The 26,932-nt window shown below is 69.9% G+C and carries 18 protein-coding genes and 1 tRNA gene; 9 read left to right on the forward strand and 10 right to left on the reverse strand.

Annotated features, from left to right (window positions below; translation table 11 throughout):
- Positions 1-27: 27 nt before the first annotated feature.
- Genes B2363_RS01455 through B2363_RS01465 form a run of 3 tightly spaced genes read right to left on the reverse strand, consistent with a single transcriptional unit; the run spans position 28 to position 4,678 of the window.
- A complete protein-coding gene (locus B2363_RS01455) occupies positions 28-2,013 on the reverse strand; it encodes an acyltransferase family protein (protein ID WP_286927937.1) in 1,986 nt (661 codons plus the stop codon).
- Entirely contained in the window at positions 2,010-3,974 is a 1,965-nt protein-coding gene (locus tag B2363_RS01460; RefSeq protein WP_286927939.1) for an acyltransferase family protein, read from the reverse strand. Before B2363_RS01460 ends, B2363_RS01455 begins: the two co-directional genes overlap by 4 nt.
- The gene (locus tag B2363_RS01465; protein WP_286927943.1) at positions 3,971-4,678 is read right to left on the reverse strand and encodes a nucleotidyltransferase family protein; all 708 of its coding nucleotides are present in this window, start codon (positions 4,676-4,678) and stop codon (positions 3,971-3,973) included. The genes B2363_RS01460 and B2363_RS01465 overlap by 4 nt, the downstream gene beginning before the upstream one ends.
- A gap of 60 nt (positions 4,679-4,738) precedes the next feature.
- Between B2363_RS01465 and B2363_RS01470 the strand changes: the two genes are divergently transcribed.
- From B2363_RS01470 to B2363_RS01480, 3 genes are read left to right on the forward strand one after another with little or no spacing between them, the layout of a single operon-like run.
- Positions 4,739-5,206, forward strand: a complete 468-nt coding sequence (locus B2363_RS01470; RefSeq protein ID WP_181755511.1) for a hypothetical protein — start codon at positions 4,739-4,741, stop codon at positions 5,204-5,206.
- 33 nt (positions 5,207-5,239) lie between these two features.
- Positions 5,240-7,180 carry an acyltransferase family protein gene (locus tag B2363_RS01475; protein ID WP_286927946.1) on the forward strand — a complete coding sequence of 647 codons (1,941 nt, stop codon included), beginning with the start codon at positions 5,240-5,242 and terminating at the stop codon, positions 7,178-7,180.
- Positions 7,177-8,484 (forward strand): lipopolysaccharide biosynthesis protein, encoded by a 1,308-nt coding sequence (locus tag B2363_RS01480; protein ID WP_181755509.1) that lies wholly within the window; start codon positions 7,177-7,179, stop codon positions 8,482-8,484. Before B2363_RS01475 ends, B2363_RS01480 begins: the two co-directional genes overlap by 4 nt.
- Here B2363_RS01480 and polA read toward each other — a convergent pair.
- Entirely contained in the window at positions 8,425-11,085 is a 2,661-nt protein-coding gene (gene polA / locus B2363_RS01485) for a DNA polymerase I (protein WP_286927948.1), read from the reverse strand. The genes B2363_RS01480 and polA overlap by 60 nt on opposite strands.
- A gap of 30 nt (positions 11,086-11,115) precedes the next feature.
- Positions 11,116-11,715: a GNAT family N-acetyltransferase gene (locus B2363_RS01490; protein ID WP_181755507.1), complete on the reverse strand. Its 600-nt coding sequence runs from the start codon at positions 11,713-11,715 to the stop codon at positions 11,116-11,118.
- A gap of 219 nt (positions 11,716-11,934) precedes the next feature.
- On the opposite strand from B2363_RS01490, the gene B2363_RS01495 reads away from it, so the two are divergent.
- Genes B2363_RS01495 through B2363_RS01510 form a run of 4 tightly spaced genes read left to right on the forward strand, consistent with a single transcriptional unit; the run spans position 11,935 to position 15,961 of the window.
- On the forward strand, positions 11,935-13,272 hold the full coding sequence (locus tag B2363_RS01495) for a branched-chain amino acid ABC transporter permease (protein WP_181755506.1): 1,338 nt from the start codon (positions 11,935-11,937) through the stop codon (positions 13,270-13,272).
- A 1-nt stretch (position 13,273) separates the two neighbouring features.
- The gene (locus tag B2363_RS01500; protein WP_181755505.1) at positions 13,274-14,269 is read left to right on the forward strand and encodes a branched-chain amino acid ABC transporter permease; all 996 of its coding nucleotides are present in this window, start codon (positions 13,274-13,276) and stop codon (positions 14,267-14,269) included.
- Positions 14,259-15,170: an ABC transporter ATP-binding protein gene (locus B2363_RS01505; RefSeq protein ID WP_181755504.1), complete on the forward strand. Its 912-nt coding sequence runs from the start codon at positions 14,259-14,261 to the stop codon at positions 15,168-15,170. Before B2363_RS01500 ends, B2363_RS01505 begins: the two co-directional genes overlap by 11 nt.
- On the forward strand, positions 15,167-15,961 hold the full coding sequence (locus B2363_RS01510; protein ID WP_078698385.1) for an ABC transporter ATP-binding protein: 795 nt from the start codon (positions 15,167-15,169) through the stop codon (positions 15,959-15,961). Before B2363_RS01505 ends, B2363_RS01510 begins: the two co-directional genes overlap by 4 nt.
- Before the next feature lie 149 nt (positions 15,962-16,110).
- Here B2363_RS01510 and B2363_RS01515 read toward each other — a convergent pair whose 3' ends face one another.
- Both B2363_RS01515 and B2363_RS01520 read right to left on the reverse strand, forming a co-directional pair.
- The gene (locus B2363_RS01515; RefSeq protein WP_286927953.1) at positions 16,111-17,370 is read right to left on the reverse strand and encodes an ABC transporter substrate-binding protein; all 1,260 of its coding nucleotides are present in this window, start codon (positions 17,368-17,370) and stop codon (positions 16,111-16,113) included.
- Between the two features lie 149 nt (positions 17,371-17,519).
- Complete coding sequence (locus B2363_RS01520; RefSeq protein ID WP_286927954.1) at positions 17,520-18,128, reverse strand: ANTAR domain-containing response regulator; 609 nt, start codon at positions 18,126-18,128, stop codon at positions 17,520-17,522.
- A 28-nt stretch (positions 18,129-18,156) separates the two neighbouring features.
- Here B2363_RS01520 and B2363_RS01525 point away from each other — a divergent pair.
- Positions 18,157-18,239 (forward strand) — tRNA-Leu (locus B2363_RS01525).
- 284 nt (positions 18,240-18,523) lie between these two features.
- A complete protein-coding gene (locus tag B2363_RS01530; RefSeq protein WP_181755502.1) occupies positions 18,524-19,273 on the forward strand; it encodes a hypothetical protein in 750 nt (249 codons plus the stop codon).
- Positions 19,274-19,366: 93 nt separating this feature from the next.
- Here the strand turns inward: B2363_RS01530 and pyk are convergent, their stop codons facing one another.
- The 3 genes from pyk to gltB form a co-directional block, all read right to left on the reverse strand.
- Positions 19,367-20,833 (reverse strand): pyruvate kinase, encoded by a 1,467-nt coding sequence (pyk, locus tag B2363_RS01535; protein ID WP_181755501.1) that lies wholly within the window; start codon positions 20,831-20,833, stop codon positions 19,367-19,369.
- 64 nt (positions 20,834-20,897) lie between these two features.
- Entirely contained in the window at positions 20,898-22,364 is a 1,467-nt protein-coding gene (locus B2363_RS01540; protein WP_286927957.1) for a glutamate synthase subunit beta, read from the reverse strand.
- A complete protein-coding gene (gltB, locus tag B2363_RS01545; protein WP_286927958.1) occupies positions 22,357-26,895 on the reverse strand; it encodes a glutamate synthase large subunit in 4,539 nt (1,512 codons plus the stop codon). The genes B2363_RS01540 and gltB overlap by 8 nt, the downstream gene beginning before the upstream one ends.
- Positions 26,896-26,932: the final 37 nt, after the last annotated feature.

Here is a 26,932-nt window from a genome sequence, read left to right on the forward strand (position 1 = left end):
GATCAGCCTATAGGGAAAGAAGGGGGTTCACGGCCGGGTCTGCCAACGTTCACGGATCGCCGGCGCCAGCCAGGTCCAGACCATCGGGGTGGCCTCGTCGGAGAAGTGCAGTGCGTCCTCGAAGAGCGTGACGCCGTTGACGCGTCGCTGGAACCCTTCACTGCACTGAAGGGCGCCGTAGAGGTCCAGGACCGGCGCGTCCGAGCGCGCCGCCCACTCCTCGAACCAGCCGTTGGCGGCCACGGGATCGGCCAGGTGCCCGGCGACCTCGGGGTGGTCGGCCATCCACTCGCGGTCGAACGGCGGCGACGGCAACCGGTCGACCGAGACCTCGCGGCACGGCAGGGTCACGAGCTGCACCTGCGAGACCCCGGCCGCGTCAGCGGCGGCACGCAGGTCGTCGAGCTGCTCGTCCACCAGCGTCCGCAGCTCGTCGCTGCCCGGCTGCACGAGGGAGCCGTCCTCGCGTTCGTGGAGCGTGCCCAGGTCGGTGCCCACCATGAGCACGAGCACGTCCACCCGCTCGCGCTCCAGGACCGACACCATCTGCTCACGACTCTGGCGGCACGAGGCCTTGACGGGCTCGCGGTAGCCGGGCGACCAGTAGGTGGTCAGGGGCAGCAGGCTGCATCCCTCCACCGCGAGATTCACCAGCTCGATGTCGCCGTAGGTCGACTGGGGGAAGCGCTTCGACAGGTAGTGGGGAACGGAGTCGCCGTAGATCCCGACGCGGATCTGCTCGTCGCCGGGCACGTAGGGGTCGCTGCCCTCCACCAGCTGCGGGACACGGCCCGCGGCGATGTCCTGCTCGACGGTGGGCACGCGGCCGACCGCGAACGCGAGGACCACCACGGCGCAGGTCGTGGCCACGGCCAGGACCCGGCCCCGTCCGACGGTGCCGGTGAGCTGGGAGAGGCCGCCCAGCATGACGGGCAGCTCGATGAGGTGGAAGCTGGCCGCCGCGATCGCGAACGTGGCCGCGGAGCCGAGGAGGAGCTCGGCCGGCCCCGACAGGTCGGGCGCGTAGCGGTCGATCCACAGCGCGACCGGCCAGTGCCACAGGTAGAGGCCGTAGGTGAGGATGCCGAGGTACACGAGAGGTCCCCAGCTGAAGACGCGTCGGAAGAGTCCGGATCCCGACTGCACCGCGCCAGCCAGCCCGACGGCGGTGAGGAGGGACAGCACGAGCATCCCGCCCTTCTCGAACATCACCGGGGCCAGCGGCGGCACCACGAAGAAGCCGACGATCGACGTCAGCGTGGCCGCCCAGGCCCAGAAGCCGGCCGTCCACGAGGTCATGGGCCGCGGGCGACGCCCGTGGCGGTCGGGTCCCACCGCGAAGGCGACCGCCATGCCCGCCAGCAGCGCCTGCACACGGGTGTCGGTGCCGTAGTAGGAGTGTGCGACGGCCTCCGACGTGGCGAGCCCGACCTGCGCCATCCACCACGCGGACAGCAGGGCCAGGGCGAGGACGATCACGACCCGGGTCGACCGTGACGCCACGTGACGGACCAGGAGCACGGCCGCGAACGGCGCCACGAGGTAGAACTGCTCCTCCACCGAGAGGGTCCAGACGTGCCGGAAGAACGAGGGATCGCCGAGCTCGGCGAAGTACTGGTCCGCCTGCGAGACCAGCCGCCAGTTCTGGACGAACCCGAGGGTCGCCAGGATGTCGCCCTTCATCTCGCGGCGGGTCGCGTGGTCGGCCGCCACGAGGGCCCACGTCCCCACCACCGCGATGAGCAGCGCGAGCGCGGGCAGCAGCCGGCGGGCCCGCCGGCGGAAGAACTCCAGATAGCTCACGCGGCCGAACCGCGCCTGCTCCTTGAGCAGGATGGTGGTGATGACGTATCCGGAGAAGACGAAGAACAGGCTGATCCCGATCCACGCACCCTGCAGCGCCTCCACGCCGAAGTGGTAGGCCAGCAGCACGACCACCGCGAGCCCGCGCACGCCGTCGAGCGGGGCGCTTCGAGCTCCTTGGCTCGTCCGGAGCATCTCCGCGATCTTCATCGGGCCGGGCTCCCGGCCGCTTGGGCACGGACGCGCGGCGCGAGCCAGGTCCAGACCATGGCGGCGCCCGCATCGGAGAAGTGCAGCTGGTCCGCGTAGAGCGTGACGCCCTTGATCACCGGGCGGAACCCCTCCGAGCACCCGAGGGCATCGTAGAGGTCGAGAACGGCCACGTCGCGCGACTGCGCCCACTCGCGGATCCAGGTGTTCACCACGGTGGGGTCCGACGTCGCCTCCGCGACCTCGGGATGGGCCTCGAGGTAGGCGCGCAGCGCCTCGGCGTGCCCCTCCCGACCGTCGATGCGACACGGGATGGTCGCGATCTGCGTGGAGACCCCGGACTCGTCCGCCTGGGCGAGCAGGCCGTCCAGCGCGGACTCGACGGCCGCACGGTAGGGCGCGTCCTGCAGCCACCACACCGGACCGTCGTCACCCTCCACGTGGTGCGGGATCGACAGCAGGCTCCCGGTGACGAGGACGACCGTGTCGGCGTCCAGGTCGCGGAGGCGCTCGCCGAGGTTCGTCCGGCTGTCACGGCACTCGGCAGTGGGAGCGCCGCCCAGCTCGCGGTTCCACGCCGGGGTGAGGTCGACGAGGTCGCAGCCGGGCACCGCGACGCTCCCCACCAGCAGGTCCGGATGGTTCGCCGTCGGAAAGTACGTGACGAGGTTCTGGGCCACGGAGTCGCCGTACAGCGCGACCCGTGTGGGGCGGTCCTTCGGCTTGTACGCGGGGTCGTCGTCGCTGAGCGCGGGCACGTCGACGGCGCGCCCGTCCATCTCCGAGGCTGAGGCACCCACGTTGCCCACCTGGACCGCGAGCGCCACCACGAGGACCGGTGCGGCCACGGCGACGAGTCGCGGTCGCCGGCGCGCGGGGACGAGTGCGCGCAGCCCGCCGCGGATGACCGGCTCCTCGAGCCACCGGTAGCTGGCCGCGGCGATGAGCACGCTCAGCCCCAGGACGACGGGAACGGCGACCCAGAGAGGGGTTCCCGGGAACGCCTGGTCGAGCCACAGCGTGATCGGCCAGTGGTAGAGGTAGATCCCGTAGCTCCGCACCCCGAGGTAGGCGAACGGCGCCCAGCCCAGGAAGCGGCCCGCGGATCCCGCGATCCCGTGCGCCAGCAGCAGCAACAGCAGTCCGACGACGAACGCCTGCAGCAGCAGGCCTCCCTGCCCGAACATGAACGGGTCCATCGGCTCGACGAGGACCACGAACGCGCCGCAGGCCACCACGCCGACCCAGGCCAGGGCGGGACCGGCACGACGCAGCGCCGACGGAGGTCCGCTGCGCCACGCGTGATGGACGAACGCGGCGATCATCCCCCCGAGCAGCGACTGGGCGCGCGTGTCCGTCCCGTAGTAGGAGTGCGCCACCGCCGAGGCGTCGCCGAGCCCGATCTGGGCGGTCCACCACGCCGAGGCGACGGCTCCCGCGGCCAGCAGCGGGATCGCGAGCCGCGGCGGCAGCAGGAAGAGCACCACGAGCAGCAGCGGCAGGCAGAGGTAGAACTGCTCCTCCACGGACAGGGTCCACAGGTGCCGGAGCACGGACGGCTGGCCGAAGGTGGAGAAGTACTGGTCGGCCTCCCCCACCAGGCGCCAGTTCATCACGAACCCGAGGCTGGCGAGCATGTCGCCGCGCAGGCCGCGGCGCGCGAGGTCGTCGGCGAACAGCAGCCCCCACGTGCCGACCACGGCCAGCAGGACGAAGAGCGCCGGGAGGAGGCGCCGGGCGCGCCGGCGGTAGAACGCCACCACGTCCATCCGGCCGAACCGATCACGCTCGCGCAGGAGCAGCAGGGTGATCAGGTAGGCGGACATGACGAAGAACAGGCTCAGTCCCGTCCAGGCGCCGCCGAGCCCGGGCACGCCGACGTGGAAGAGAAGAAAGATCACCATGGCGATTCCCCGCAGGCCGTCCAGGGACGAGATCCTGCTCGTGGTGCGAGCCGTCACCGCCACGCCTGCCGTGCCTGCTCGAGCGCCTCGGGCGTGCCGACGTCGAGGAAGGCCGCGTCCTCGCGATGGGCGCGGACGTCGGCGCTCGCGACCAGCGCGGGGAAGACGTCGACCTCGAGCGACAGCGGCACGGTGGAGGGCAGTCCCAGCAGGACGTCGCCACGCATCACGTAGGTGCCCGCGTTGACGAGGCCCGGGCCGGCCTCGAGCGGCTTCTCGTGGAAGCCCGTGACGCGCGTTCCGGTGTCGTCGAGCGAGACGACTCCGTAGGCGCGGGCGTCGGGCACCTCGCGGACGTGGATCGAGCCGGCCGCGCCCGCGCCCTCGAACGCGACGATCTGCGCGGCGAGGTCGTGCCGCGAGAGCAGGTCGCCGTTGACGACGACCACCGTGTCGTCGGCCCCCACCGTGCGCGCGGCCAGGGCGAGCGCGCCGCCGGTGCCGAGCGGCTGGTCCTCGCGGCTGTACGTCAGCCGGGCGCCCCAGCGCTCGCCCGTGCCCAGGGCGTCCTGCACCTGCTGGGCGCCGAAGCCCACGGCGACGACGACGTCGGGCACGCCCGCCCCGACGAGCCGGCGGATCTGGTGGGCGACGAGGGGCTGGCCCCCGACCTCGACGAGCGGCTTGGGCAGGTCGCCGACCGCGGCTCGCAGACGGGTCCCCAGACCTCCAGCGAGGACGATCCCACGGCGCACAGACACTGCCCTAACTCTTGGTTACCCGCGCGTACGCACGGCGCTGGTCATAGTAGTATGCGTCACATGCTCGACGACCCTGATGTGCGTTCTCGCCCCGTGCCGAACCTCGGTACGAAGGTCGCGATCCTCGCGGCGATCCCCTTCCTGGCCTACGGGATCTACCTGCTGCTGACGCCCATCACCGACATCCAGACCAGCTCCGGCGCGATCTTCGAGTGCGGATCCGCGCTGCAGCCGCCCTCGGACAAGTTCCAGGAAGGGGTCTGCGGCCCGATCAACACGCAGTACCTCTACCGGGCGATCGCCTCCATCGTCGCCGCGGTCGGCATCGCCGGCGTCGGTGCGGCGCTGTTCGGCTTCAGCCACCAGGTCGAGCGCGCCCGCGGCAGCCGCTCGGAGTACAGCGGCAGCTACGAGTCCGCCTCGGACCACGACCGCTACGACGATCGCGCCGACCGTGACGATCGCGCCGACCGTGACGACCTCGCGGACGGCGGCGCCCGCCGCCGGCTCCTCGAAGACGGCCGCTGAGTCCCGCGGGCGCCGCCCGCTGCCTCCTCTCTCATGTCCGCTCCTGTCCCCTCGACGCGCGCGCGGCTGCCCTATCGGCCCGCGCTCGACGGCCTGCGCGCCGTCGCCATCGCCGGTGTGCTCGTCTTCCACCTCGACGAGCGCGCCCTGCCCGGCGGCTGGCTCGGCGTCGACCTGTTCTTCGTCCTCTCGGGCTTCCTGATCACCAACCTGCTCGTCTTCGAGCGCGAGCGGTGGGGCCGGATCAGCGTCGTGCGCTTCTGGGGCGCCCGCATGCGGCGCCTGCTGCCCTCGCTGGTCACGGTGCTGCTCGCCGTGTCCGTGGCGGCCTGGCTCTGGACGGTCCCCGGCCGTCGCACCGCCGTCGCGTGGGACATCGTCTCGTCGCTGTTCTACGTCTCGAACTGGCGCTTCATGCTGGGCGACGAGCAGTACTTCGACCAGCTCTCGATCCCCTCGCCGGTCCGGCACACGTGGTCGCTATCGATCGAGGAGCAGTTCTACATCGTCTTCCCGCTGCTGCTGATCGCCGTCGGCGTCGTGGTGCGGAAGCGACGCGGCCAGGCCCTGGTCTTCGCCGTCCTGGCCCTCGCCTCGGCCGCCGCCATGGCGAGCGGCTATGCCAGCGGCACCGAGATCACGACCCTCTACTACAGCACCCTGACGCGAGCGTTCGAGCTGCTGATCGGCGTGTGCGCGGCGCTGTTCCTGGGTCACGCCGCGTTCCGTCAGCGCCGCTCCCCCGTCCTGACCGACCTCACCGCGTGGGCCGGCCTCGCGGTGGTCGTCGCGGCCATGGTGGGCCTCGACTCCGAGTCCGGCATCGTCTTCCGCGGCGGACTCGTGGTCGTCTGCCTGGCCTCGCTCGTGGCGATCCTCGCGGCGGCCAGCGGCACGAGCGGCACCTTCACCAAGGTCTTCGGCAGCCCGGTCCCCCGCTGGATCGGCCTGATCTCCTATCCCCTCTACCTGTGGCACTGGCCGATCATCGTGTTCGTCCACGAGGGCGTCACGGGCCTCGACGGACTCGCCCTCGACGCCGTCCGCGTCGGTCTCTCGGTGCTGCTGGCCTGGCTCACCTACCGGTTCATCGAGGGTCCCGTCCGCGGGCGCCGGCCGTTCTTCGGCTCGGCCCGCGGCTTCTCCCGTGCGGTCGCCGTCGTGGCCGCGCCGCTCGTCGTCGCGAGCGCCTTCGTCGTCGCCCACTCCGAACCGCCGCGGGGCGAGCTGTCGGGCTACGCGCTGAAGCCGGGTCAGAAGCCCCTGGAGCTCACGCCCGATCCGTACACCGCCGCCGAGCGTCGCTCGGCGATGCTGCTCGGCAACTCCATCCCGTACAGCATCTACCGCAACGTGGCCACGCACGAGTTCCGTCAGCTGTCGCTGAGCCAGTCCACCCACCTCGGGTGCGATCCGTTCACGCTCCAGAAGCGGGTCGGCGGGGAGACCACCGAGCCCACCCGCAACTGCCTGGAGTGGCGCGACGAATGGCCCGGCCTCGTCTCCGCCCAGCAGCCCGACGTGCTCCTGTTCTTCGTGCCGCAGACCTTCCTGTCCGACCTCGTGAAGGGAGACGAGGTCGCGAAGTTCGGCTCCCCCGAGCACGAGCGCCTCATCCGTGAGGCCCTCGACGAGGTCGACCGCAAGGGCGGCGACGCGGGCACTCTCGCGTTGTCGACCCTCGCCTGCCACGACATCCCGGCGTTCGACAAGGTCGAGATGCAGCAGCTGAACGACATCGAGCGGGTCGAGCGCGTCAACGCGATCGCCACCGCGTGGGCCGCCGAGAACGACGTCCCGGTGATCGACTCCTACGCCGCCCTGTGCCCGAACGGGTACCAGCCGCTGCTGGGGAACGACCCCCTCTACGAGGACGGTCTTCACTTCACCAACGAGTCGGCGCCGCACGTGTGGGCCTGGATGATGCCGCAGGTGCTGCGCTTCGCCGACGCTGCCAACGGGGAGGCCTCGTGAACCGATCCACCCGCGCCACCGTCTCGAGCGGCTCGATCGTCGCCGTCGCCATGATGGTGATGAACGTCGCCACCTACGGCTTCAACCTGGCCGCCGCGCGGCTGCTGGTGCCCGCCGAGTTCGGCGCTCTCACGGCCCTGCTCAGTCTCATCCTCATCGCCAACGTCGTGGCGCTGGCACTGCAGGCATCGATCGCCCGCCGCATCTCGGTGCATCCGGACCACACCGCGCAGATCGTCCTCACCGCGTCCCGCGTGGCCCTGGCGGTGTCGCTCGCGGTCGGGCTCGCCGTGGCACTGTCCAGCCCGGTGCTCACCCCCGCCTTCTCCTTCGACTCGGTGTGGGCCGTCATCTGGTGCGGCGCGATGCTCGTGCCGCTCACGCTCGCCGGCGCCCAGCTCGGCGTCGCGCAGGGCACGGGACGGTGGGGCAAGCTGGCGGCCCTCTACGTCGGCAACGGCCTGGGCCGGCTGTTCGGCGGTGTCGCCGGCGTGCTGATCGAGCCCTCGGCGACGAGCGCCATGATGGGCCTGGCGATCGGCGCGTGGCTGCCCGTCCTGCTGGGCGCCGGTCTGCTCAAGACGAGCGGCACGGGCGACGTGCACAGCCGTCGCCCGCTGGTCTTCGAGACCGTGGCCTCGGCGTCCACCCTGCTGGCCTACTTCGCCTTCAGCAACGTCGATGCGCTGATCGCCCGCGGCGGCTTCGAGGCGCACGACAGCGGTCTGTACGCCTCCGGGCTCATCCTGACGAAGTCCACGCTGTTCCTGCCGCAGTTCGTGAGCGTGGTGTTCTTCCCGAGCCTCGCGCGCGACTCGTCGCACCGCACCCGGCTGCGGGCCGCGTCCCTCGTGGCCGTGCTCGGCCTGCTCGTGGTCGCAGGGAGCGCCGTGCTGCCCCAGCTGGCGCTGATCCTGGTGGGAGGCGACCAGTACGGCGAGGTCGCCGACGACCTGTGGCTGTTCGCCCTCTCCGGGACCTTCCTGGCGATCGTCTACCTGCTCGTGTTCGATGCCCTGGCGCGCCGCTCGACCGGCGTGGCCGTGCTGCTGTGGGTGGCGTCGGCGACGGTGTTCTCCGTGGCGTGGTTCTGGTCGATCGGCATCGTCGGACTCGTCGTCACCATGGCGTGCGTCGGCGCCGTGGTCGCGGCCCTGCTGCTGGCCTGGCCCCTGCTGCGACCCGAGCGGGGCCATGACGCCGCCGAGCCGGCGGTCGCCGACGACCCAGCTCTCCCCGACGACTCAGTGACCGGCTTCGTGCCAGGTGCGGCCGACGCCGACGGAGACGTCGAGCGGCACTGACAGGTCGGCCGCCGCGGCCATCTCGCGGCGGACGAGTGCGGTGAGCTCGTCGAGCTCGGCCGACGTGGTCTCGAGCACGAGCTCGTCGTGCACCTGGAGCAGCATCCGCGACTCGAGGCCCGCCTCGTCGATCGCCCGCTCCACCTTGAGCATCGCGACCTTGATGATGTCGGCCGCCGAGCCCTGGATCGGGGCGTTGAGCGCCATCCGCTCGGCCATCTCGCGCCGCTGACGGTTGTCGCTCTGCAGGTCGGGCAGGTAGCGCCGGCGTCCCATGATCGTCTCGGTGAAGCCGGTCTGGCGGGCCTCGTCCACCAGGCTGCGCAGGTAGTCGCGCACGCCGCCGAACCGCTGGAAGTAGTCGTCCATGAGGCCCTGGGCCTCAGCGGTGGAGATCGAGAGCTGCTGGCTCAGGCCGTAGGCCGAGAGACCGTAGGCCAGGCCGTAGTTCATCGCCTTGATCCGCGCGCGCAGCTCGGTGCCGATGTCGTCGGGATCGCGCTCGAAGACCTTCGCGGCCATCACGGTGTGGAAGTCCTCACCGGAGTTGAACGCCTCGATCAGGTCGGCATCCTCCGAGAGGTCGGCCATGATCCGCATCTCGATCTGGCTGTAGTCGGCGGTGAGGAGGGTCTCGTACCCCTTCCCCACCACGAACGCCTCGCGGATCCGGCGACCCGACGCGGTGCGGATCGGGATGTTCTGCAGGTTCGGGTCGTTGGAGCTGAGCCGCCCGGTGGCCGCGATGGTCTGGGCGTAGGTGGTGTGGATCCGCCCGTCGTCGGAGATCGAGCGGCGCAGCGTCTCCACCGTCTGGCGCAGCTTCGTGACGTCGCGGTGCGCGAGCAGGTGCTCGAGGAACGGGTGCCCGGTCTTGGTGTAGAGCTGCTGCAGCGAGTCGGCGTCGGTCGTGTAGCCCGTCTTGGTGCGCTTGGTCTTCGGCATGCCGAGGTCCTCGAAGAGCACGACCTGCAGCTGCTTGGGCGAGCCGAGGTTGATCTCCTTGCCGCCGATGGACTCGTAGGCGGCGTCGGCCGCCTGCTGGGCCCGCGAGGCGAACTCGGACTCCAGCTCGAGGAGCGCGTCGTCGTCGACGGCGATCCCGGCCTGCTCCATCCGGGCGAGCGTGGACACGAGCGGCAGCTCGACCTCGGCCAGCAGCCGGGTGCCCCCGGCCTGCTCGACCTCCTGGGCGAGGGCGGCGGACAGGTCGAGCGCGGCTCGGGCGCGCAGCATCGCGATCTCGGCGTCGTCGTCGGTGTCCAGCGACAGCTGGCCGCTGTCGGCGGTGTCGTCGCGCAGCTCGCGCTTGAGGTAGCGCACCGAGAGGTCGCCCAGGTCGTACGAGCGCTGGTCGGGTCGCACGAGGTAGGCCGAGAGTGCCGTGTCGGCGCGCAGCCCGCGCAGGTGCCATCCCCGCTCGGCCAGGGCGAGCATCGGGCCCTTGGCGTCGTGCAGCACCTTCCCGCGCTCGGGATCGGCCAGCCAGTCGGCGAGGGCGGTGTCGTCCTCGGGCGACAGCTGCTCGACGTCGATCCAGGCGGCCTCGTCGGGCGAGGCCACGGCCAGGGCGATCACGTCGCCGCCGCCGCGTCCCCACGATCCCTGGACGTGCAGGCCGACGTCGACCGTGGCGTGCTGCTCGAGCCACGCGCCGACCTCGCCGGGCGCCAGGGCACGGCCGGAGATGGCGAAGCCCGCCTCGGGCTCGACCTCGTCGGTGGTGCCGGGGAACGTGGTGAAGAGCCGCTCGCGCAACGCGGTGAACTCGAGCGAGTCGAAGACCGTGTGGACCTTCTCGCGGTCGAACGCGGTGTCCAGGTGGAGATCGGTCGGACCGAGCGGGAGGTCGAGGTCGCGGACGAGGGCGTTGAGGCGGCGGTTGCGGATCACCGAGTCGAGGTGGTCGCGCAGTGACTGCCCGGCCTTGCCCGGCACCTCGTCGACGCGGCCGATCAGCGCTTCGAGCGTGCCGTAGGAGTTGATCCACTTGGCAGCGGTCTTCGGGCCCACACCGGGAACCCCCGGCAGGTTGTCGCTGGTCTCGCCGACGAGGGCGGCGATGTCGGGGTAGAACTCGGGCAGCACCCCGTACTTCTCCTGCACGGACGTGGGCGTCATCCGCGCCAGGTCCGAGACGCCCTTGCGCGGGTAGAGCAGCGTGACCTGCTCGGTGACGAGCTGCAGGGCGTCGCGGTCGCCCGAGCAGACGAGCACCTCCATGCCCGCCGCCTCGGCACGCGTGGCGAGGGTGGCGATGATGTCGTCGGCCTCGTAGCCGGCCTTGTCGACGTGACGGATGTCCATCGCGTCGAGGACCTCCTTCACCAGCTCGACCTGGCCGCGGAACTCCTCGGGCGACTTCGAGCGGTTGGCCTTGTACTCGGCGTACTCCTCGGTGCGGAACGACTGGCGCGAGAGGTCGAACGCGACGCACACGTGCGTCGGCTGCTCGTCACGCAGGACGTTGATCAGCATCGAGGTGAAGCCGAAGACCGCGTTGGTGCTCTGGCCGGTCGTCGTCGAGAAGTTCTCGACGGGCAGGGCGAAGAAGGCGCGGTAGGCCACCGAATGTCCGTCGATCAGCAGGAGTCGGTCCACGAGACGACCCTAGTCGGCCCCTCCGACAGGTCAGCCGCGGACGGCCGCGCGGCGGCGCAGCGAGCGCCGGACCGCCAGCAGCCGGCCGGTCTCACGAGAGCCGGAGGCCTTGGCCGCGAGCCGGGCGTTGAGCTTGCCGACGGGGATCGCGCGCAGGACCGCGATCTGGTTGAAGCCCAGCTTCGTGAGGTAGCGGTTGGGCTCGCGCGCGTGGGCGGCGGAGGACGCCAGCACGAGTTCGCACTCCTCCTCCTCGGCGTGGGCGGCGACGACCGCCAGCAGGGCGGAGGCGATCGACCGGCGCCGGTGACTGGGCCGGACCTGCAGGTCGGACACGATCATCACCCGCGACATCGTGATGGGGTTGAGCGTGGCGAGGTCGGCGGCCGCGGCCGCCACGACCTCGCCACCGACGAGCGCGACCAGGAAGCGCCGGCGGTGCTCGCGGGCGTTGAACTCGATCGCCTCACGGGCCTCGGCCTCGGAGGGACACCTCCACAGGCCCTGCTGCGTGAACGCCTCGGACCCCTCGTCGCTGACGGCCTCGGCACACGCGGACCACAGATCGATGAGGGACGCTGCGTCGTCGACCTCGACATCTCGGATCTCGACCGGCTGGCGCAATGCCATCGACGTGGAACCTCCGGGCGGGGGACGGACGGGGACGGGCGACAGCCTACGCCCCGAGTCGTCGCCTGGGAATGGCTGGTGACCGCTCGCCAATCGAAACCGAACTGTTACCTAAGGGACCCGCGAGAGCGACGCGCGGAATCGCTGGGATGGCTATGCTCTTCAGGATCGACTTCTGGCGCGCCTGACCCCGGCGTGCAGCCATCGACAGGAGAATGTGTGCGACTGCGAACAGCGGCGCTGCTCTCGGTGATCTTCGCCGGGCTCGTGTTTCTCGCGAACCCGGCGATGGCTGAGACCACGTCCCCCACCCCCGGACCCAGCGCCTCGGCGCCGGCCTCCGATGCCCCCGTGACAGGTCCGGCCATCCGCGTGCGGCTGCTCGACCAGAAGGAGGGCAAGGCCGGCGACAACCCGCCGCCCGTGCCCGACGTCACCGTCACCGTCTCCGACGACTCCGGCACCGAGATCGGCAGCGCCGTCACCAACGAGATGGGCGTCGCCGCTGTGGCGATCCCCGGCAAGGGAAAGTACGAGGTCTCCATCGACGAGTCCACGCTTCCCGCCGGCGTGAAGCTGACCGGCAAGAAGTCGCTCGACGTCACCGTGAACCTCGCCTCGGGCCAGAACGTCGCGTTCCCGCTGAACGGCAAGGTCGTCGAGGCCACGCCGTTCACCGAGCGCCTCGTCGACAGCCTCATCTCGGGCATCAAGTACGGCCTGATCATCGCGCTCGCCGCGATGGGGCTGTCGCTGATCTTCGGCACGACCGGCCTGACGAACTTCTCGCACGGCGAGCTGATCACCTTCGGCGCGATCACGGCCTACTTCCTCAACTCCACGCTCGGGTTGCCGGTGATCGTCGCGGGCCTGCTGACCATCGTGATCGGCGGCATCTTCGGCTGGGGCCAGGACCGGGTGCTGTGGCGACCACTGCGCAGCCGGGGCACCGGCATCATCGCGATGATGATCGTCTCGATCGGCCTCGGACTGCTGCTGCGCAACCTGTACCAGTTCTTCTTCGGCGCGGCGACGCGCTCCTACACCGACTACACGTCGCAGCGGGCGCGTGACTACGGCCTGTTCGACCTGTCGAACAAGGAGATCGCGATCATGGGCATCGCGATCGTGGCCATCGGCATCGTCGCCACGATCATGACCCGCACCCGCCTGGGCAAGGCCATGCGCGCCGTCTCGGACAACCCGGCCCTCTCGGCCTCGTCCGGCATGCGCGTCGACGGCGTGATCTCGTCGGTCTGGATCATGGGCGCGGCGCTCTCGGCGCTCTCGGGCGTCCTGCTGGGCCTCAACAGCCAGGTCAACTTCATGATGGGCTACCAGTTGCTGCTCATGGTGTTCGCCGCCACCGTCCTCGGTGGCCTCGGCACCGTCTGGGGCGCGGTCCTCGGCTCGCTGATCATCGGCATCATCACCGAGGTCGGACCGCTGCTGGGCGTTCCCAGCTCCATCAAGGAGGTGGGCGCGCTGATCGTGCTCATCCTCATCCTGCTCATCAGGCCTCAGGGCATCCTGGGCCGCGCGGAGAGGATCGGCTGACATGGACCTCGGCAACATCATCGATGCGGCGTTCTCCAACGCCTTCGGCCCGCAGGCGATCGTGTTCGCGCTCGCCGCGATCGGCCTCAACATCCACTTCGGCTACACCGGCCTGCTGAACTTCGGCCAGGCCGGCTTCATGGCGGTCGGCGCCTACGGCCTCGCGGTCACGATGGTCCGGCTCGACCTGCCGCTGTTCGTGGGCATCGCGGCCGGCCTGTTCGCGTCGCTCCTGCTGGCCCTGGTGCTCGGTGTACCCACGCTGAGGCTCCGGGCCGACTACCTGGCGATCGTCACCATCGCGGCGGCGGAGATCCTGCGCCTCGTGTTCGGTGCCGTCGAGACCAAGGCCGTCTTCGGCGGCTCGAACGGCCTCAACGGCTTCACCGACACGTGGAACAGCCTCAACCCCTACTCGGGCGGCATCGACGTGGGCTTCGCGTCCTGGGGTCCCAACGACCTGTGGGCCATGACGGTCGGCTGGGCCGTCGTCGCGCTGTGCTGCCTCCTCACCTGGGCGCTCATGCGCAGCCCGTGGGGCCGCGTGCTCCGCTCGATCCGCGAGGACGAGGACGCCGTGCGCTCGCTGGGCAAGAACGTCTTCCTCTACAAGATGCAGGCGCTCATGCTCGGCGGCATGATCGGCGGCCTGGGCGGCATCTTCTACGCGCTCAAGCAGGCCTCGGTCGTCCCGTCGGACTACAGCACCAACCTGACGTTCTTCGCCTACACGGCACTGCTCATCGGTGGCGCGGCCCGTGTGCTCGGCCCCGTCGTCGGCTCGATGATCTTCTGGTTCCTCATCAGTGGCCTCGGCGAGTTCTTCAGCCAGGCCACCAGTGGCGTCGACCCGCTGATCCCGGCCTCGGTCATGACCGACACGCAGGCCAGCCTGATCCGCTACATCCTCATGGGCCTCGGCCTCATGCTGCTGATGATCTTCCGACCCCAGGGGATCTTCGGCGACCGAAGGGAGATCGCGCTCGATGACCGTTGACATCACAGGTGCCCGCGAGGCACTCGCCGCCCTGCCCAACGATCCGGGCGTGCGCAAGCCCGACCCGATCGTGGTGGGCGACGACATCACCCGCACGTTCGGCGGACTCAAGGCCGTCGACGTCCAGCACGTCGAGATCCAGCGTGGTGTCATCACCGCACTGATCGGCCCGAACGGCGCCGGCAAGACCACGCTGTTCAACCTGCTCACCGGGTTCGACATCCCCGACAGCGGCTCGTGGGCGTTCAACGACAACTCGTTGGCCAAGGTTCCCGCCTACAAGGTGGCGCGCCTGGGCATGGTGCGCACGTTCCAGCTGACCAAGGTGCTCTCGAAGCTCACGGTCATCGAGAACATGCGCCTCGGCGCTACCGGCCAGCGCGGCGAGAAGTTCTTCCCGTCGATCCTCAAGACGCTGTGGCGCGGCCAGGAGGACGAGATCACCGCTCGCGCGGACGACCTCCTCGCTCGCTTCAAGCTCGATGCCAAGCGTGAGGACTTCGCCGGCTCCCTGTCCGGCGGCCAGCGCAAGCTGCTCGAGATGGCGCGCGCGCTCATGGTCGACCCCGAGCTGATCATGCTCGACGAGCCGATGGCCGGCGTGAACCCGGCGCTCAAGCAGTCCCTGCTGGGGCACGTGAAGTCGCTGCGCGACGAGGGCCGCACGGTCCTGTTCGTCGAGCACGACATGGACATGGTCCGCGACATCTCCGACTGGGTCATCGTCATGGCCCAGGGGCAGATCGTCGCCGAGGGCACGCCGGAGGCCGTGATGGCCGACCAGCGCGTCATCGACGCGTACCTGGGCGCCCACCACGACGAGGACCTCACCGAGCTGGACGAGGATCAGCTCGCACAGCAGGTCGAGGCCGAGATCGAAGCCGAGGAGTCCGACAAATGAGCGACGCGATCCCCACTCCCCAGACGCCGGAGGCCGAGCGCCGCAAGCACATCGAGGGCGCCGACGGCGCCGTCGTGCGCGCGGACAACCTCATCGCCGGCTACCTGCCGGGCGTGAACATCCTCAACGGTGCCGACCTGTACTGCCAGCCCGGCGAGCTGGTCGGCATCATCGGGCCGAACGGCGCCGGCAAGTCCACCTTGCTCAAGGCCCTGTTCGGACTCGTGAAGATCCACTCCGGCACCGTGCTGCTCGGCGGCGAGGAGATCACGAACAAGCGCGCCGACGTCCTGGTCAGCCAGGGCATCGGGTTCGTCCCGCAGACGAACAACGTGTTCCCGAGCCTCACGATCGAGGAGAACCTCGAGATGGGCTGCTACCAGGCCCCCTCGAAGTTCAAGGACCGGTTCGCCTTCGTCACCGACCTGTTCCCCACGCTCGGCCAGCGCGCCAAGCAGCGGGCCGGCTCGCTGTCCGGTGGCGAGCGCCAGATGGTGGCCATGGGCCGCGCGCTCATGATGGAGCCCTCCGTGCTGCTGCTGGACGAGCCCTCCGCGGGCCTGTCCCCCGTCATGCAGGACGAGGTCTTCGTGCAGACCCGCAAGATCAACCAGGCCGGCGTCTCGATCATCATGGTCGAGCAGAACGCTCGTCGCTGCCTGCAGATCTGCGACCGCGGCTACGTCCTGGACCAGGGCACCACGGCCTACAGCGGCACCGGCCGCGAGTTGGCGAACGACCCGAAGGTGATCGAGCTCTACCTCGGCACCCTGGGGCGCCAGGCGGGCTGACACCGCACGCCTCACGCACGACGAGAGCGCCGCCTCCCCTCGGGGAGGCGGCGCTCTCGTGTGTGAACCTCTCCCCCGGTTCGGGAAAGGCGAAGGGCCCGGGGCGTTCGCCCCGGGCCCTCCTGTGTGCGGAGAGTGAGTCAGTCGACTCAGATGTCGCCCGCGATGTAGTTGACGGCCTTGTAGCCGCCCTTGGCGTCGTACTCGTAGATGCCGATCGAGGCGGACGTCGGGCTGCCCGTCTCACCGAACTCGATGGGACCGGAGACACCGTCGTAGTCGATGTCCTTGTCATCCTCGAGCAGCGCGACGCAGTCCTTGTACGTCGTGCACTTCTCGCCACCCTTGGTGATCTCGACGAGCTCGGAGGCGATGGCCTCGCCCGACTCGGTGCCGGCCGCGACGGCCGCGAGGGCCGACGTGATCACGGCGTCGTAGGACTCCGCCGAGTAGGAGTAGTCCTTCAGCTTCGGGTCGACGCCCAGCAGGCGCTTCTTGAAGTCGTCCGCCGCCTCGGCGCCGGGGACCGTGCCCTTGACGCCCTTGAGCTCCGGAGCGAAGGACTGGTCCGAGTAGTCCGCGACGTTGCCGTCGACGAAGTACGTGGCGACATCCTGCGGGCCGACACCCTTGCTGACCAGCTGCGGGACGATCTTCTTCGTCTCGTCGAACGCGATCAGCACGACGGCGTCGGGCTTGGCCGCGGCGACGTCGTCGACCTGCGAGTCGTACGAAGGAGCCTTCTCGCCGTAGAACGACGTGACGGCGACCTTGGAGCCGGCGGCCTCGAGGCCCTTCTTGACCTGCTCGGCCAGGGTCTCACCGTAGGAGTCCTGACGCGCGAGGATCGCGACGTTCTGGCGACCGTCCTCGACCAGCAGGTTGGCCATGACGGCACCCTGCAGGACGTCGGACGGAGCCGTGCGGAAGTAGAGGTCGGGCTCGCCGTACTTGCCGTTGTCGAAGTCGGTCGACGTGTTGGCGGGCGAGTACTGCACCACGCCGGCGGCGAGGATCTTGTCGATGACCGTCATCGAGACGCCCGACGAGGCGGCACCGACGATGACGTCGGACTTGGCCTTGATCAGCTTGTCGGTCTCGGTCGGAGCGATGCCCGAGTCGGTGTCGCCCGAGTCGCCCTTGACGTGGCGCGCGTCCTTGCCCAGGACGCCACCGGCCTCGTTGATCTCCTGGACGGCGAGGTCCACACCCGCGAACTCCGGCGGGCCGAGGAAGGCCAGGCTGCCGGTCTGCGGGAGCAGCGAACCGACGACGAACTCGCCGTCACCCTTCGCTACGGACTTGTCTTTGTCGTCAGAGCTGTCGTCGCCGCCGCCACAGGCAGCGAGGACGAGTGCGCTGGCACTGGCCAGAGCGGCCAGACGGAGCGTCGTGGTGGAGCGCTTCATCAATCCTCCGTGTGAGTTAATCCGAGCGCGGGACGGTTCGCCCGGCACGATGTGACCCACAACCTAGTCCTCAGAAGTTTCCAAATCTCGCATGCTGCGTGATTGAGAGGTTTCGTAGTCAACTTGTAACCGTTGCCTCGCGAGGATGCTCAGCCCTGCAACGACGGCCCGTTCTCGATGACGGCCTCGGCCACCTGCCGCATCGAGAGCCTCACGTCCATGGCCGTCTTCTGGATCCAGCGGAACGCCTCCGGCTCGGTCAGTCCGAGGCTCTCCTGGAGCACGGACTTGGCCCGTTCGACCACCTTGCGCGTGGCGAGCTGCTCGTTGAGGTCGCCGACCTCGGCCTCGAGGGCGCGCAGCTCCGCGTAGCGGCTGCGGGCCATCTCGATCGCCGGGACCAGGTCGGACGCGGTGAACGGCTTCACGAGATACGCCATCGCTCCGGCCTCGCGAGCCCGGTCGACCAGCTCGCGCTGGCTGAACGCGGTGAGCATGACGACCGGCGCGATGCGCTCGGCCGCGATCTGCGACGCGGCGGTGATGCCGTCGACGCCGGGCATCTGGACGTCCATCATCACCAGGTCGGGACGGTGCTCGCGGGCGAGATCGACGGCGACCTGCCCGTCGGCGGCCTCACCGACGACCTCGTAGCCCTGCTCGACGAGCATCTCGGCGAGGTCCATCCGGATGAGGGCTTCGTCCTCGGCGATCACCACACGAGGCGCGGGGGCGGTCGAGCGTTCTGGGTCGGTCACCCCGTAAGGTTATCGGGCACGACGGTGCGCCGAGATGGCGGAATGGTAGACGCGATGGTCTCAAAAACCATTGTCCGAAAGGGCGTGCGGGTTCGAGTCCCGCTCTCGGCACCCTGAGACTGATCTTTCTGCTTTCCGCACCCTGTAGTGACGGATCCTTCGACCTTCGGGTCGCTCCAACGACATCTTGGTACCAAGATGCGTGTCCACAGGGCGACCTCGCCCGACTCGGCCGTCCACAGGCTAGGCCGCAGCACTCCCCCGGACGACCTCTGCACGCCACGGTCGTCGGCATGGAAGACGTCCTCACGACAGCACAGGCCATCGCACTCCACGGACGGTCCGCCGTCCGCCACCGAATCGCGACCGGACGATGGCAACGTCCGATCCGCGGCGTGGTCGTCACCCACAGCGGCCCGCTCACGGCGGAACAACGCGAGCGGGCGGTGCTGGCTGCCTGTCCCACGAGCTCGGCGCTCGCAGGGCTGACCGCCGCCACCCGCCTCGGACTCCGGGGCTTCGAGCCGACCGAGGTCCATGTGGTCCTGCCCGCGGGAGCCAAGCGGCCGTCCGCCGATGCGGTGGTGCACTGGAGCACCATGCTGGGCCGGGAGGACGTTCCCGACCACCGCCTTCCTCGCACGACGAGCCTCGAGCGCAGTGTCATCGACGCGGCGAGCTGGGCCGCCACGAAGCAGGCGGCGCGGATGCTGGTCATCGCCGCATTCCAGCAGCGGTTGACCAACGTCCGTCGCATGCGCGACGCGCTGAGCCGAAGGGGCCCGTGCCGTCATCGGGCGGTCATCGTCCAGTCGATCCTCGACGCCGCCGGCGGCATCCAGTCACTGCCGGAACGCGACTTCGAGGCGATCCGCATCCTCGCGGGACTCCCGCGGCCCAGCCGTCAGACCAGGACCGAAGGACGGCACCGCAGGTACTACCTGGACGTGTGGTGGGAGGAGTTCCGCCTCGCCGTGGAGATTCACGGCATCCCACATCTGGCGGTGGAGCAGTGGAGCGACGATCTGCACCGCACCAACGAGCTGGTGATCGACGGCCGGCGCGTGCTCGTGTTCTCGTCGTTCGCCATCCGGCACCAACGGGATCTCGTCATCGACCAGCTGCGGCGTGCTAGCGGCCGGTGACGACGGAACTTGGTACCAAGATGTCGCTGTGACGACCCGAAGGTAGAAAGTTCCGTCCCTCCGGGCATGCCGAAGGCCGAAGGATCCGTCCCGTCAGCCGATGGTGGGCGGGGCCTCGTCGGGGTCATAGGCCGCGACGACCCGGTTGATCGCGTCGCCCATTTTGTGCACGCGCAGCGCGTTGGTGGAGCCGGGGATTCCCGGAGGGGCACCGGCCACGATGACGACGCGGCGGCCCTGCTCGCAGCGCTGCTGGCCCAGCAGCTCGCGGTCGACCTGCAGTGCGATCTGGTCCGTGTGGCTGATCTCGGGCGTCAGGAACGTCTCGACGCCCCACGTGAGCGCCAGCTGGCTCCTCACGAGCGTGTGCGGCGTGAAGGCCAGGACCGGGATCGACGAGCGGTAGCGCGCCATGCGGCGGGCGGAGTCGCCCGTGGTGGTGAAGGCGATCATCAGGTCGGCCTCGACCGACGCCGCGACCTGCGAGGCGGCCCGGCAGATGATGCCGGTCGTGGTCTTGGGCTCCCACGTGAAGGCGGCCATGCGCGGCAGGCCGTGGTCCTCGGTGGACGCGATGATCCGCGCCATGATGCGCACGGTCTGGATCGGGAAGCGCCCCACGCTGGTCTCGCCCGAGAGCATCACCGCGTCGGCGCCGTCGAGCACCGCGTTGGCGACGTCGCTGGCCTCGGCGCGGGTGGGCCGCGGTGCCGAGATCATCGACTCGAGCATCTGGGTGGCCACGATGACCGGCTTGGCGTTGCGGCGTGCCTTCTCGATGATGAGCTTCTGCACGATCGGCACGTCCTCGAGCGGCAGCTCGACGCCGAGGTCGCCGCGGGCGACCATGAAGCCGTCGAACGCATCGACGATCTCGTCGAGGTTCGCCACCGCCTGCGGCTTCTCGATCTTGGCGATGATCGGGCGGTGGATGCCCTCCTCGTCCATGATCGCGCGCACGTCGTCGGCGTCCTCGGCGCTGCGTACGAACGACAGCGCGATGAAGTCCACGCCCGCACGCAGCGCCCAGCGCAGGTCGTCGATGTCCTTCTCGCTCATCGCGGGCACGCTGACGTTCACGCCGGGCAGGTTGATGCCCTTGTTGTTGCTGACCTCACCGGGAACCTCGACCGTGGTGACGACGTCGGTCTCGGTGACCTCGGTGGCACGCAGGCGAACCTTGCCGTCGTCGATGAGGATCTCGTCGCCGGCCTGGACGTCGCCGGGCAGGCCTGAGTACGTCGTCGAGCACTCGTCACGGACGCCCTCGACGTCGCGCGTGGTGATCGTGAAGCGGTCGCCGAAGTTCAGCTCGTGAGGTCCGTCGGAGAAGCGCCCGAGGCGGATCTTGGGGCCCTGGAGGTCGGCCAGCACGGCGATCGCCTTGCCGGTGGCGTCGGCCGCCTGGCGGACGCGTTCGAGCCGGCGGAGCTGTTCGCTCTGCTCTCCGTGGCTCATGTTGAGCCGAGCCACGTCCATGCCGGCTATCGCCAGCTCGAGGATGCGTTCAGCAGTGTCGGTCGCGGGTCCCAGGGTGCAGACGATCTTGGCTCTACGCACATCGACCACCCTAGTCCTGTCCCGAACCGAACCGCGAGTCACCTGACCCGCGGTTCGGTCGGGATCACACCATGAGCGGTCGGGCCGTGGGCGGAATCGGCGTCGGGAGCGTGGTCGAGCCGGTGAGCCAGGCATCCACGCCGGCGGCCGCGCCGCGCCCTTCCGCGATGGCCCACACGATCAGCGACTGTCCGCGACCGGCGTCGCCGGCCACGAAGACGCCCTCGACGCTGGACATGTAGTCCAGGTCGCGCTTGATGTTGCCGCGCTCGTCCAGGTCGACGCCGAGCTGCTCGACGACGCCGCCGGTCTCGGGACCGGTGAAGCCCATGGCGAACAGCACGAGCTGGGCCGGAAGCACCTTCTCGCTGCCCGGCACCTCCTGGAAGCGGCCGTCGACGAGCTCGACCTCGGTGATCCGCAGGCCGCTGACGTTGCCGTCCTCGTCGCCCTCGAACTCCTTGGTGGAGACGGCGTAGACCCGCTCGCCACCCTCCTCGTGGGCGGACGCGACCCGGTAGATCATCGGGTACGTCGGCCACGGGTGGGCGTCGGCGCGCTCCTCGCTGGGACGCGGCATGATCTCCAGGCTGGTGACCGAGCGCGCGCCCTGGCGGATCGCGGTGCCGAGGCAGTCGGCGCCGGTGTCGCCGCCGCCGATGATGACGACGTCCTTGCCGGTGGCGAGAATCTGGTCCTCCACCGTCTCGCCCACCGCGACGCGGTTGGCCTGCGGCAGGTAGTCCATCGCCTGGTGGATGCCGGCGAACTCGCGGCCGGGCGCGGGCAGGTCGCGACGGACGGTGGAGCCGATCGCGAGCACGACGGCGTCGTAGCGCTCACGCAGCTGCTGTCCCGTGATCGCCTCGCCCACCGCGACGCCGGTGCGGAAGACCGTGCCCTCGCGCTGCATCTGGTTGATGCGGCGGTCGACGTGCGACTTCTCCATCTTGAACTCGGGGATGCCGTAGCGCAGCAGACCGCCGGCCTTGTCGTCGCGCTCGTAGACCGCCACGGTGTGGCCGGCGCGCGTCAGCTGCTGCGCGACCGCCAGGCCCGCGGGACCGGAGCCCACGACCGCCACCGTCTTGCCGGTCAGCCACTCGGGCGTCTCGGGCTTGACGTTGTGCATGTCCCAGGCCTTGTCGATGATCGAGACCTCGACGTTCTTGATCGTGACGGGATCGCGGTTGATCCCCACCACGCAGGCGGTCTCGCACGGCGCCGGGCACAGGCGCCCGGTGAACTCGGGGAAGTTGTTCGTCGCGTGCAGGCGATCGATCGCGTCCTCCCAGTCGTCGCGCCAGACCAGGTCGTTCCACTCGGGGATCAGGTTGCCCAGCGGGCAGCCCTGGTGGCAGAACGGGATGCCGCAGTCCATGCAGCGTCCGGCCTGCTCCGAGATGATCGGCAGCAGGGCTCGGCCCGCACCGCCGGGGTACACCTCGTTCCAGTCGTTCACCCGCTCCTCGACCGGGCGGCGCTCGGCCACCTGGCGGGGCGTGGTCATGAAACCTCGGGGATCAGCCACGGGCTGCCACCTCCATCATGCGTGCAGTCGTCTCGTCCTCGGAGAGTCCTTCGGACTCCGCCGAGGCCTTTGCTTCCAGGACCCGCCGGTAGTTGACCGGCATGATCTCGGTGATGCGGGCCAGGCTGGCCGTCCAGTCGCGGAGCAGCTGCTCGGCCACGACCGAGCCCGTCTCCTCGAAGTGGCGGCGCACGATGGCCTCCACCTCGACGCCGGTGGCCTCCGGCACAGGGCGCAGCTCGACCATCTCGGGGTTGACCACGTCGGGGTCGAGGTCGAGCACGTAGGCCGACCCGCCGCTCATGCCCGCGGCGACGTTGCGTCCCGTGGGGCCGAGGATCACGACGCGGCCACCGGTCATGTACTCGAGCGCATGGTCGCCCACGCCCTCGACGACCGCCGTGGCACCGGAGTTGCGGACGCAGAAGCGCTCGCCCACCTTGCCGCGCAGGAAGATCTCGCCGCCGGTGGCGCCGAAGCCGATCACGTTGCCGGCGAGGATCTGGGCCTCGGCGGCGAACTGGGACTCACGGGGCGGGCGGACCACGATGCGGCCGCCCGACAGGCCCTTGCCGACGTAGTCGTTGCCGTCACCCTCGAGGCGCAGCGTGATGCCGCGCGGCACGAACGCGCCGAACGACTGACCCGCCGACCCGAGGAACGTGATGTCGATCGTGTCGTCGGGCAGGCCCGCGCCGCGGTAGCGCTTCGTGACCTCGTGGCCGAGCATCGTGCCGACGGTGCGGTTGACGTTGCGGATCTCGAGCTGGGCCCGGACGGGCTCGCCCTTCTCCAGCGCGTCCCCGGCCAGCGCGATGAGCTCGTTGTCGAGCGCCCGCTCGAGCCCGTGGTCCTGCGAGGTGGTGCGCCGCAGCGAGGCGCCCTCGGGCAGCTCGGGCACGTACAGCACCGGCGACAGGTCCAGCGAGCTGGCCTTCCAGTGGTCGATCGCCTCGCGCACGTCGAGGACCTCGGCATGGCCGACGGCCTCGTCGATGCTGCGGAACCCGAGCTCGGCGAGGATCTCGCGGACCTCCTGCGCGATGAACTCGAAGAAGTTCACGACGTACTCGGCCTTGCCGGAGTACTTCTCGCGCAGCGAGCGGTTCTGCGTGGCGACGCCCACGGGGCAGGTGTCGAGGTGGCAGACGCGCATCATGATGCAGCCCGAGACGACCAGGGGCGCGGTCGCGAAGCCGAACTCCTCGCCGCCGAGCAGCGCCGCGATGACCACGTCGCGCCCGGTCTTGAGCTGGCCGTCGACCTGCACGACGATGCGGTCGCGCAGCCCGTTGAGCAGCAGCGTCTGCTGGGTCTCGGCCAGGCCGAGCTCCCACGGTCCGCCGGCGTGCTTGAGGCTCGTCAGCGGCGACGCGCCGGTGCCACCGTCGTGACCCGAGATCAGCACCACGTCGGCCTTGGCCTTCGAGACACCGGCCGCGACCGTGCCGACGCCGACCTCGGAGACCAGCTTCACGTGGACGCGGGCCGACGGGTTGGCGTTCTTCAGGTCGTGGATCAGCTGCTTGAGATCCTCGATCGAGTAGATGTCATGGTGCGGCGGCGGGCTGATGAGGCCCACGCCCGGCGTCGAGTGACGCGTCTTGGCCACCCACGGGTACACCTTCGGGCCGGGCAGCTGACCGCCCTCGCCCGGCTTGGCGCCCTGGGCCATCTTGATCTGGATGTCGTCGGCGTTCGTGAGGTACTCGCTCGTGACGCCGAAGCGGCCCGACGCGACCTGCTTGATCGCCGAGCGGCGCTCGGGGTCGTAGAGACGCTCGGGGTCCTCGCCGCCCTCACCGGTGTTGGACTTGCCGCCGAGGCGGTTCATCGCGATGGCGAGGGTCTCGTGCGCCTCCTGGCTGATCGAGCCGTAGGACATCGCGCCGGTGGAGAACCGCTTCACGATCTCGGAGATCGGCTCGACCTCGTCGATCGAGATGGGCTGGCGCTCGGCCTTGAACTTCATCAGGCCGCGGAGCGTCATCAGACGGCTCGCCTGGTCGTCGATCTTCTCGGTGTACTGCTTGAAGATGTCGTACCGGCCCGTGCGCGTGGAGTGCTGGAGGCGGAAGACGGTGTCCGGGTCGAAGAGGTGCTCGGGACCCTGACGGCGCCACTGGTACTCGCCGCCGATCTCGAGCTGGCGGCGCGTCCCGGCGATGCCCTTGGTGGGGTAGGCCTTGAGGTGGCGCGCGTGCACCTCCTCGGCGATGACGTCGAGGCCGACGCCGCCGAGCTTGCTCGACGTGCCGGTGAAGTACCGGTCGATGACGTCGCTCGCCAGGCCGACGCACTCGAAGATCTGCGCGCCGGTGTAGGACGAGACGGTCGAGACGCCGATCTTGCTCATCACCTTGAGGACGCCCTTGCCGAGCCCGTAGGCCACGTTGCGCGCCGCCTTGGTGGGGTCGACGCCCTCGACGTAGACGCCCTCACGGGCGAGGTCCTCCGCCGTCTCCAGCGCGAGGTAGGGGTTGACCGCGGTGGCGCCGAAGCCGATGAGCAGGGCCACGTGGTGGACCTCGCGGACGTCGCCGGCCTCGATCAGCAGGCCGGCTTGCGTGCGCAGCCGCTCGCGCACCATGTGGTGGTGCACCGCGCCCGTCAGCAGGAGCGACGGGATCGGGGCCAGGTCGACGTTGGAGTGACGGTCCGACAGCACGATGATGCGCGCGCCACGCTCGACGATCGCCTCCGACACCTCGGCGCAGATCTCGTCGAGACGCTTCGCGAGCGCCTCTCCCCCGCCCAGGACGTCGTAGAGGCCGCGGACGACGTGCACGCTGAAGCCGGGCATGTCGCCGTCGCGGTTCATGTGGCGGATCTTGGCCAGCTCGTCGCTGTCGATCACGGGGAACGGCAGCTGGAGCATGCGGCACGAGGCCGGGCTCGGGTCGAGCAGGTTCTTCTCCGGGCCGATCGTGCCGGCGAGCGAGGTGACGACCTCCTCGCGGATCGCGTCCAGCGGCGGGTTGGTCACCTGCGCGAACAGCTGGCTGAAGTAGTCGAACAGCAGGCGAGGACGCTCGGACAGCGCCGCGATCGGCGTGTCGGTGCCCATCGAGCCGATCGTCTCGGCGCCCGTGCGCGCGATCGGCGCGACGAGCTTGCGCACCTCCTCCTCGGTGTAGCCGAACACCTGCTGGCGGCGGGCGACGGAGGCGTGCGTGTGCACGATGTGCTCGAGGTCGGGCAGGTCCTCGAAGCGGACGAGGCCCGAGTACAGCCACTCCTCGTAGGGCTGCTCGCTCGCGAGCGAGCCCTTGATCTCGTGGTCCTCGACGACGCGGTGCTCGGCGAGGTCGAGCAGGAACATCTTGCCCGGCTCGACACGGCCCTTGCGGGTGATCGTCTTGGGGTCGATGTCCAGCACGCCCGCCTCGGAGGCGAGCACGACGAGGCCGTCCTCGGTGATGACGTAGCGGCCGGGGCGCAGGCCGTTGCGGTCCAGCACCGCGCCGATCTGGGTGCCGTCGGTGAAGCAGACGGCCGCGGGGCCGTCCCAGGCCTCCATGACGGTGGAGTGGAACTCGTAGAACGCGCGGCGCGCGGGATCCATCTCGGCGTTGTTCTCCCACGCCTCGGGGATCATCATCATCACCGCGTGCGGCAGCGAGCGGCCGCCCAGGTGCAGCAGCTCCAGCACCTCGTCGAGCGAGGCCGTGTCGGAGCCGTCAGGGCTGCAGATCGGGAACAGGCGCGTCAGGTCGCCGGGGATGAGGTCGCTCTCGAGGAGCGCCTCGCGCGCCCGCATCCAGTTGCGGTTGCCGCGGGCGGTGTTGATCTCGCCGTTGTGCGCCAGGTAGCGGAACGGGTGGGCCAGCGGCCAGCTCGGGAACGTGTTGGTCGAGAAGCGGCTGTGGACGATCGCCAGCGCCGACTCCATGCGCTCGTCGAGCAGGTCGGGGAAGAACACGTCGAGCTGCTCGGTCGTGAGCATGCCCTTGTAGACGAGAGTGCGCGAGGACAGCGACGGGAAGTAGACGCCCACCTCGTGGTGCGCGCGCTTGTTGACCGCGAAGGTCAGGCGGTCGAGCTCGATGCCCGCGGCCGAGCGGTCGGGGGTGGTGACGAAGAAGAGCTGGAACGCGGGCATCGCGGCGTAGGCCATCGAACCCAGGATCGAGGGCTCGACCGGGACGTCGCGCCAGCCCAGGACCTCGAGGCCCTCCTCCGCGGCGATGGCCTCGACGTCGGCCTTGGCCGCGGTGACCCGGTCGCGCGGCAGGAACGCCATGCCGGCGGCGTAGCGGCCGAGCTCGGGGAGCTCGACGGGGGCGACACCGCGCAGGAACCGGTCGGGGACCTGCATGAGGATGCCGGCGCCGTCACCGGTGTTCGGCTCGCCGCCGACGGCACCACGGTGGTCGAGGTTGCGCAGCGCGGTCAGACCGTGCTGGACCATCTCGTGGCTGGGGACGCCGGTGAGGGTGGCCACGAAGGCGACGCCGCAGTTGTCGTGCTCGTTGGCGGGGTCGTAGAGGCCTTGCGCCGGGGGCGCGGCCGAGAAGAGAGGACGATCCATGGAGAGAACCTGTCGTCGATGCCATGCGGAAGGAAAC

The organism is Aeromicrobium sp. UBA7512 (assembly GCF_002476985.1).
GTDB lineage: Bacteria > Actinomycetota > Actinomycetes > Propionibacteriales > Nocardioidaceae > Aeromicrobium > Aeromicrobium phoceense.

What these genes read in the sequence shown, in the direction of transcription:
- B2363_RS01455 (WP_286927937.1), bottom strand. Translation starts at nt 2,013, where the DNA reads ATGAAGATCGCGGAGATGCTCCGGACGAGCCAAGGAGCTCGAAGCGCC.
- B2363_RS01470 (WP_181755511.1), top strand. Translation starts at nt 4,739, where the DNA reads ATGCTCGACGACCCTGATGTGCGTTCTCGCCCCGTGCCGAACCTCGGT.
- B2363_RS01475 (WP_286927946.1), top strand. Translation starts at nt 5,240, where the DNA reads ATGTCCGCTCCTGTCCCCTCGACGCGCGCGCGGCTGCCCTATCGGCCC.
- B2363_RS01490 (WP_181755507.1), bottom strand. Translation starts at nt 11,715, where the DNA reads ATGGCATTGCGCCAGCCGGTCGAGATCCGAGATGTCGAGGTCGACGAC.
- B2363_RS01500 (WP_181755505.1), top strand. Translation starts at nt 13,274, where the DNA reads ATGGACCTCGGCAACATCATCGATGCGGCGTTCTCCAACGCCTTCGGC.
- B2363_RS01505 (WP_181755504.1), top strand. Translation starts at nt 14,259, where the DNA reads ATGACCGTTGACATCACAGGTGCCCGCGAGGCACTCGCCGCCCTGCCC.
- B2363_RS01510 (WP_078698385.1), top strand. Translation starts at nt 15,167, where the DNA reads ATGAGCGACGCGATCCCCACTCCCCAGACGCCGGAGGCCGAGCGCCGC.
- B2363_RS01515 (WP_286927953.1), bottom strand. Translation starts at nt 17,370, where the DNA reads ATGAAGCGCTCCACCACGACGCTCCGTCTGGCCGCTCTGGCCAGTGCC.
- gltB (WP_286927958.1), bottom strand. Translation starts at nt 26,895, where the DNA reads ATGGATCGTCCTCTCTTCTCGGCCGCGCCCCCGGCGCAAGGCCTCTAC.